Origin of the sequence: Desulfovibrio sp. 1214_IL3152, from assembly GCF_036763055.1 — a bacterium.
In the GTDB taxonomy this organism is placed as follows: Bacteria; Desulfobacterota; Desulfovibrionia; order Desulfovibrionales; family Desulfovibrionaceae; genus Desulfovibrio.
Genome location: NZ_JBAIYW010000118.1, coordinates 1 through 6,754, shown reverse-complemented (window position 1 = coordinate 6,754; position 6,754 = coordinate 1). Strand labels below are relative to the sequence as shown.

At 56.8% G+C, this 6,754-nt stretch carries 7 protein-coding genes; 3 read left to right on the top strand and 4 right to left on the bottom strand.

Annotation, left to right across the window (positions count from 1 at the left end; genetic code table 11):
* A partial coding sequence (locus tag V6C07_RS02440) for a sulfite exporter TauE/SafE family protein (protein WP_333534796.1) occupies nt 1-451 on the top strand: 451 nt, incomplete at its 5' end.
* 138 nt (nt 452-589) lie between these two features.
* Here the strand turns inward: V6C07_RS02440 and V6C07_RS02435 are convergent.
* From V6C07_RS02435 to V6C07_RS02420, 4 genes are all read right to left on the bottom strand, one after another.
* Nucleotides 590-1,003, bottom strand: coding sequence for a DUF1090 domain-containing protein (locus V6C07_RS02435; protein WP_333534795.1), 414 nt, complete (start codon nt 1,001-1,003; stop codon nt 590-592).
* 600 nt (nt 1,004-1,603) lie between these two features.
* Nucleotides 1,604-1,930, bottom strand: a complete 327-nt coding sequence (locus tag V6C07_RS02430) for a hypothetical protein (RefSeq protein ID WP_333534794.1) — start codon at nt 1,928-1,930, stop codon at nt 1,604-1,606.
* A gap of 225 nt (nt 1,931-2,155) precedes the next feature.
* Nucleotides 2,156-3,541, bottom strand: coding sequence for a PFL family protein (locus V6C07_RS02425; protein WP_333534793.1), 1,386 nt, complete (start codon nt 3,539-3,541; stop codon nt 2,156-2,158).
* Between the two features lie 318 nt (nt 3,542-3,859).
* The gene (locus tag V6C07_RS02420) at nt 3,860-4,423 is read right to left on the bottom strand and encodes a glycine cleavage system protein R (RefSeq protein WP_333534792.1); all 564 of its coding nucleotides are present in this window, start codon (nt 4,421-4,423) and stop codon (nt 3,860-3,862) included.
* A gap of 209 nt (nt 4,424-4,632) precedes the next feature.
* Here V6C07_RS02420 and lysS point away from each other — a divergent pair, with 209 nt between their 5' ends.
* Both lysS and V6C07_RS02410 read left to right on the top strand, forming a co-directional pair.
* Complete coding sequence (gene lysS / locus V6C07_RS02415) at nt 4,633-6,219, top strand: lysine--tRNA ligase (RefSeq protein WP_442886187.1); 1,587 nt, start codon at nt 4,633-4,635, stop codon at nt 6,217-6,219.
* A gap of 12 nt (nt 6,220-6,231) precedes the next feature.
* Entirely contained in the window at nt 6,232-6,498 is a 267-nt protein-coding gene (locus V6C07_RS02410; RefSeq protein ID WP_333534791.1) for a hypothetical protein, read from the top strand.
* Nucleotides 6,499-6,754: the final 256 nt, after the last annotated feature.

Sequence of the window (6,754 nt, the reverse complement as noted above, 5' to 3'; positions counted from 1 at the left end):
TGGCATGTGCGCCACCCTCATGCCCCGCAAGGAACGCGCACGCGCCTACGGCGAAGCCGACATGCACGGCCCCCGCCTGTGGCTGATGACCCCGCTGGTCTGCCTTGTTATCGGCGCGTATGACGGATTTTTCGGTCCCGGAACAGGCAGTTTTCTGATTCTTGCATTTCACTGGATTTTGCGCATGGGCCTTATGGAGGCATCCGCCACATCCAAGGTGCTTAATCTTGCATCCAACTTTGCGGGAGTGGTGGTTTTCATGATCAACGGCGTGGTGCTGTGGAGTCTGGCCCTGCCTATGGCTGCCGCCTGCTGCGTGGGCAACTGGCTTGGCAGTCGCCTTGCCATCCGCGTTGGGCCCGCTGCTGTGCGACGCTTTCTCATGGTCTCGCTGTCGCTGCTGCTGCTTACCCTGATCTGGCAGTTTTTTCTTGCCCCGCTGGTACAGTAGCCTGCCGCAACACTGCTGAAGCCAAACGTTCAAAGAAGGATGGCGGTTCCGGCCTTGTGCCGAACCGCCATCCTTCTTTGAACGTTTGGAAGCATTGAGAATAGATATTCTCAATGCGTAAATGTCATAAAGGTTCCGCTACTTCTTGCTGGCCTTCATGGCATCGCGGACTTTTTCAGCTTCCTGTAATTCGCTCTGCGCTTCCTGCAGCTTCTGCTTGCGCTTGGCGATCTTGCTTTCCTGCTTGCCCTGGGCAATGTCCTTGTCCAGTTCCGCCTGACGCTCCTGCACCTTTTCCTGTTTTTCCATAACGGCTATTTCCGCTTCGGCCAGTTCGCCGTCGTCGGTGCACCATGTACGCACATTTTCCAGAGCGCGCTCAAGACCGGCCGCCTGCATGGGGTTGTTGTGCTGCTTGGCATAGTCGATCTGGCGCTGGATATGGGCCATCTTTTGCTGGCAGATGCCTTCGGCCGAAGCCTCGCCAGCCCAGACACAAAAACCCATGATGCCGGCGCACAGCGAAGCGCCTATTACTTTATAATATTTCATTATGTTTTCCTTTTTGAGTGTTATGCAGACAGAACATTCCGGCTGCTTCCTCTGAGACAGCAGCCATACCGCGCTTCCTTACGGGAAAGCAGCGGACACGCCCTTTTGTCGGGATCATAAAAGACGACAGTCAAGCCGGACAAATTTCTGCGGCAAGAACACAAGGGCATGAAGCCGATAGCCAGCGGGGAGGGATCAACTAGCGGTAAAATCCGCTGGCCGGAAAAGACGAAAATCGGGAGGCCGAAAAGCGTCCTTGAAAGCGCGGGCGTCCTGAACGCGGACACCCTGAAGACGCATCAAGAAATGTCGGGGAGGCAGAACCGGCAGCGGTGCGAAGATACGTTCGAGATTTTACGCCGCCCGCCCGGGCATTGGCCGGTGCGGACAGGTAGCAGCACTGTCTTCAGCAGCAAACCCTGGGGCAAGGTCTGGAGCATGCCCTGACGCGCCCTCCTGACGCTTCGGCAGGCCACGCCATCAAGTGCCAGAGCAATTCCACTTGCAACTGCTCTGGCCTGATACATCAGGAACACCATTCTTGTCCACCCCACGCACAGGATGCAAAAATCGCGTGCCAAAAGTTCACTACAAACTAAACTAGTTTATCATTTCAATATAGTAACGGCCATTCTCCGTTTCCGGCAGCTCAAATTCAAGGGCATACTTCAGCCCTGAGGCGTCTTCGGCGGCCTTGTCGCCCATAACGGCTGTGACCACGCATTTGCAGGACTTTTTATCGCCGCTCAGGGTCTTGAAGCTCTCAAAACTGATATGCGGATCCTTTATGCCCAGCTCCTGCGCATAGGACTGCATGATTTTTTTGGCATACTTTTTACCATCGCTGGAATCGCATTCCGGCGATGAGCTACAACCCGCTACAAACATAGCAAGAAAGGCCGCTGCCACGATTTTTGCTTTCAGCATGGCTGTCTCCTTGATCATGTTTTGCCGGACACGCGCCTCACCTGCGAAGCGTGCGGTTCCGGACAGTAAACCTATGACAAATATTCACCAGCCGGTCAAACCGGCCTGCGTCGGGCAGGCAAACGCCAAGGGCGCGCGCCACGGCATTTTCTGGCATACCGCCATAAATAAAAAAATCCCGCCGAAGCAGGATTTTTTCATGCAAAAGCGCGTCCGAGAACGGCGTCAATTCTTCAGGCTGTGAATAGGCGCGGGAATGCGCCCGCCAAGGGTAATAAAATCTTCGGCATTGCCGCCCGGCACAGCCATGATGGCCGCCTTGCCGAGCAGGCCGCCAAACGACACTTCTTCACCCACGCCCTTGCCGGGTACGGGTATGAGGCGCACGGCCGTGGTCTTGTGGTTGATCATGCCGATAGCCATTTCGTCAGCGATAATGCCTGAAATGGTGGCTGCCGGGGTAGCGCCGGGGATGGCGATCATGTCCAGCCCCACCGAGCACACGCTGGTCATGGCTTCCAGTTTTTCAATGCTGAGCAGGCCCGCGGTAGCGGCCGCCTCGATGCTTGAGTCTTCCGATACGGGGATAAAGGCCCCCGAAAGACCGCCCACCGAAGAGGAGGCAAAAGCGCCGCCTTTTTTCACGGCGTCATTGAGCATGGCCAGCACGGCTGTGGTGCCGGGCGCGCCGATACTTGAAAGGCCCAGGCTCTGGAAAATCTCGCCCACAGAGTCGCCCACCGCCGGGGTGGGGGCCAGGGAAAGGTCAGCCACGCCAAAGGGAATGCCCAGACGGGTAGCCACTTCGGTGCCGATCATTTCGCCCACGCGGGTCACCTTGTAGGCCGTGCGCTTGATGACCTCGGCCATGTCCAGCAGGGTCAGGGGAGCGCCCTTTTCGTTGCGACCCGCCTCGCGGGCGCGATCCAGGGCTTTTTTCACCACACCGGGACCGGAAACCCCCACGTTGATAACCACATCAGGCTCGCCCACACCAAGGTAGGCTCCGGCCATGAAGGGCACGTCCTGCGGAATGTTGGCAAAAACCACCAGTTTGGCGCAGCCGATGCCGCCACGGTCCGCCGTGGCTTCGGCTACCTTGAGAATCTGGCGGCCCATCAGGGCCACGGCGTCCATATTGATGCCGCTGCGCGACGAAGCCACGTTGATGGACGAGCAGATGCGGTCGGTCTGTGCCAGGGCTTCGGGCAACGCCTCAATAAGGGCGCGGTCGCCATTGGCAAAACCCTTTTCAACCAGGGCGGAAAATCCGCCCAGAAAATCCACGCCCGCCTCTTTGGCGGCTTCGTCCAGCGCTTTGCACACGCGCACCATGCCGTCGGGGCCAAAAGGCGCGCCCACCACAGCAATGGGGCTGACGCTGATGCGCTTGTTCACCACGGGAATGCCGTATTTGTCACCCACCTCATTACAGACAGACACAAGCTGCGAGGCGTAGCGGCGGATTTTGGCCTGCACGTTGGCGGTAAAAAGCTCCAGATCGTGGCTCACGCAATCAAACAGGCTCACGCCCAGGGTGACGGTGCGCACGTCCAGATGCTCGTTGCGGAGCATGTTAAGTGTGCTTATGACTTCGCGTTCGGAAAGCATGTCGGTATCCTGTATGGTTGCAGGGCAAAAAAGCTCTGGAGCAGAGCAACCTGATAATATGTGTTCTCAAAGTGAAGGCACGCTCTTTACGGCGCATGGCCTTCACGGCGGGCGTCTGCTCCGCAGCCGCCAGAGCAATTTACCAGAGCAATGTAAAGGTTAAATTACCCTAGACAGTGTCGTCACGAGATGAATTTCCTTGGTATATCAAGGAGAACGAGCCTTTTATGCAGGGAGTGTACTCTTATGGTACTCGACCGGAATAAAAGGCGAAGTTCGACGCAGAGATACCGGGAAAGGCGCTCGTGACGACACTGTCTAAAAAGAGCTGACCCGGTGAACAGCCTCAAAAATATCCCTGTGCTGCACGCTCACGCGCAGGTCGCGGCTCTGGCCCTCGCAGGAAAGCTCGCGCCGCAGGCGGCCAAGGTCAACGGCATCGGGAACCATAACCTCGAAAACAAAAAGGGCATGATTGGTTCCACCCTCGCCCAGAATGGCCTTGAGGCTTTCGATATTCACGTCATGGCGGGCGAACACGCGGCTCATGGCAGCGATAAGGCCGGGCTTGTCCGGGCCGTCGGCAGTGACCACAAAGGGTTCACAGTGCAGGCTCTGGCCCCACTGTCCCTGAATGGCGGGCCGCACCAGCACCGAAAGATCCACCTTGGCCTCGGCCAGGCTGGCGCTGAGCCGCTGGCGCAGGTTCTGGGCATCAAGGGCATCGGGAACAGCCACCACGAAAATGGCGGCAAATTCGCCGGAAAGAATGGTCTGGGTCACTTCTTCAATGTTGCAGCCGTTTTCTTCAAGAATACGGCTGACTGCGGCCACCACTCCGGGGCAGTCGCGCCCCAGAAAAGAGGCGGTGTACTTGTGCATGACGCTTGTCCTTACGGAAATGATCCGTGGCAGGGCCACGGGAAGGTGTCACAGGGGAAGAAAATCTATATACGCAAGCCTCGCGAACTTCAAGGCCAAACAGGGCATTGGCGCGGCATCAAAAGCATACACACGCCATCCTTGACGCTTCTTCGCGAATGGCATACCGTTACAATCCTTTAAGACCGGGCATCTCAGGAGTTTTTTCAGTGGAAAATCGGGAAAAGAAGAATAAAAAGCCTGCCGTCAAGCTGGGCACCAAGTCTAAATACGCGGGCTATTTTATGCCCATGTTGGAAAGCTTTGCCGCACGTGAAGGGTTGAACGAGGTTGTAAAAAACCGCGTGGTCAAATCCTGCGACCTTATGGACGCGGGCGTACCGCTCTTTCCCAACGATTTCCGCAAGGAACACTCCATTTCCTGGGTGCTGGAAAAATTCGGCAACCTGGAGGGCGACGCCCTTGAAACACAGGAAGATGTTGTTGCCATTGCCGGGCGCATAGTTTCGCTTCGCTCTTTCGGCAAGGTGGCCTTTTTCCACATCATGGACCAGACGGGCCGCGTACAGTGCTACGCCGCGCGCGAGCACCTGGATGACGCCACGCACAACCTGGTAAAAAAACTCGATATCGGCGACATTGTCGGCGTGTCCGGGCATCTTTTCCGCACCAAAACGGGCGAACTGACCATCGCCTGCCGCACCATAAAGCTCATCACGCGCTCCATGCGTCCCCTGCCCGAAAAGTATCACGGGCTCAAGGATATGGAAACGCGCTACCGGCAGCGCTATGTGGACCTTATTGTCACGCCGCGCGCCCGCGAAATATTTTTCAAGCGCAGCCAGATCGTGCGCGAATTCCGCCGCTTCATGGAAGACCACGGCTTTATGGAAGTGGAAACGCCCATGATGCAGCCCCTGGCCGGGGGGGCGACGGCCAAGCCGTTCAAAACCCATCACAACGCTCTGGACATGGGCCTGTACATGCGCATCGCGCCGGAGCTGTACCTCAAGCGCCTGCTTGTGGGCGGGTTTGAAAAGGTGTTTGAGCTGAACCGCAACTTCCGCAATGAAGGCATCGACACGCGGCACAACCCGGAATTCACCATGTGCGAATTCTACTGGGCCTACGCCACGTTTGAAGACCTCATGGACCTTACGGAAAAGCTCTTTGCGCATCTGGCGCAAACCGTCTGCGGAACCACCGTTGTTCCCTACCAGGGCGAAATGGTCGACCTGACGCCCGGCAAGTGGACGCGCATGAGCTTTTATGACTCGCTCACGCTCATTGGCGGCCACCAGCCGGAATTTTACAATGACTACACCAGGGTGCAAAACTACATCCGCCAGCGCGGCGAAAAGGCCGCTGACAGCGAAAGCCTGCAAAAGCTGCATGCCAAGCTCTTTGATCTGGATGTGGAAGGCAAGCTCGTGCAGCCGCATTTCATCTACCATTACCCCACGGAAATCTCGCCCCTGTCGCGCCGTAACGACAATGATCCCGGCCTGACCGACCGCTTTGAGCTTTTCATTACCGGCCGCGAGATATCCAACGCATTTTCAGAACTTAACGACCCAGTGGACCAGCGCCTGCGCTTTGAAGACCAGGTGCGCGAAAAAGAAGCCGGAGACGATGAGGCGCACAGCATGGATGAAGACTACCTGCGCGCCCTTGAATACGGCATGCCCCCGGCTGCCGGCCAGGGAGTGGGCATTGACCGGCTGGTCATGCTGTTGACAGACTCCGCCTCCATACGCGAAGTCATCCTCTTCCCCCTGTTGCGTCCGGAATCCTAGAGCAGATTACCTTTGAGAATATACATTCTCAAAGGTAAAGGCACACTCGCTTCGGCGTTTAACCGCGCAGATAAACTGCGCTTACGCCTCCATAGCGAACGTCTGCTCACGCAGCCGCCAGAGCAATTTCAAAGTGAAATTGCTCTAGAGCAGATTACCTTTGAAACGCTTCACATTTCAAAGTGTTCATTCAAAAAATACGATTTTCGGCTGAATCCACGCCACATTGTGGCGCCCTGCATCGTGCAGCGTCAGAGCATTTACACTTCTTCAAAATGAAATTGTTCTGGAGCGCTCACCGGCTGAAAGCGTTCTGAAATCGGCTCCAGATGGCCGAACCAGCTGATAATAAAGACCCGTTTCCACAGGAAGCGTACCCGCCGGTACAAACCTGTGAGAACGGGTCTTTCACCTTGTTTTCGGTACTGCGCTACAGTTCTTTTGCCCCGCCGCTACCGCGGAAGCGCTTTTTCACGCCGGTCATGCGTCGCGGTGCGGCCTTGCTTTCCCGCGCCCAAGGGCCGCCCAGCGCAAC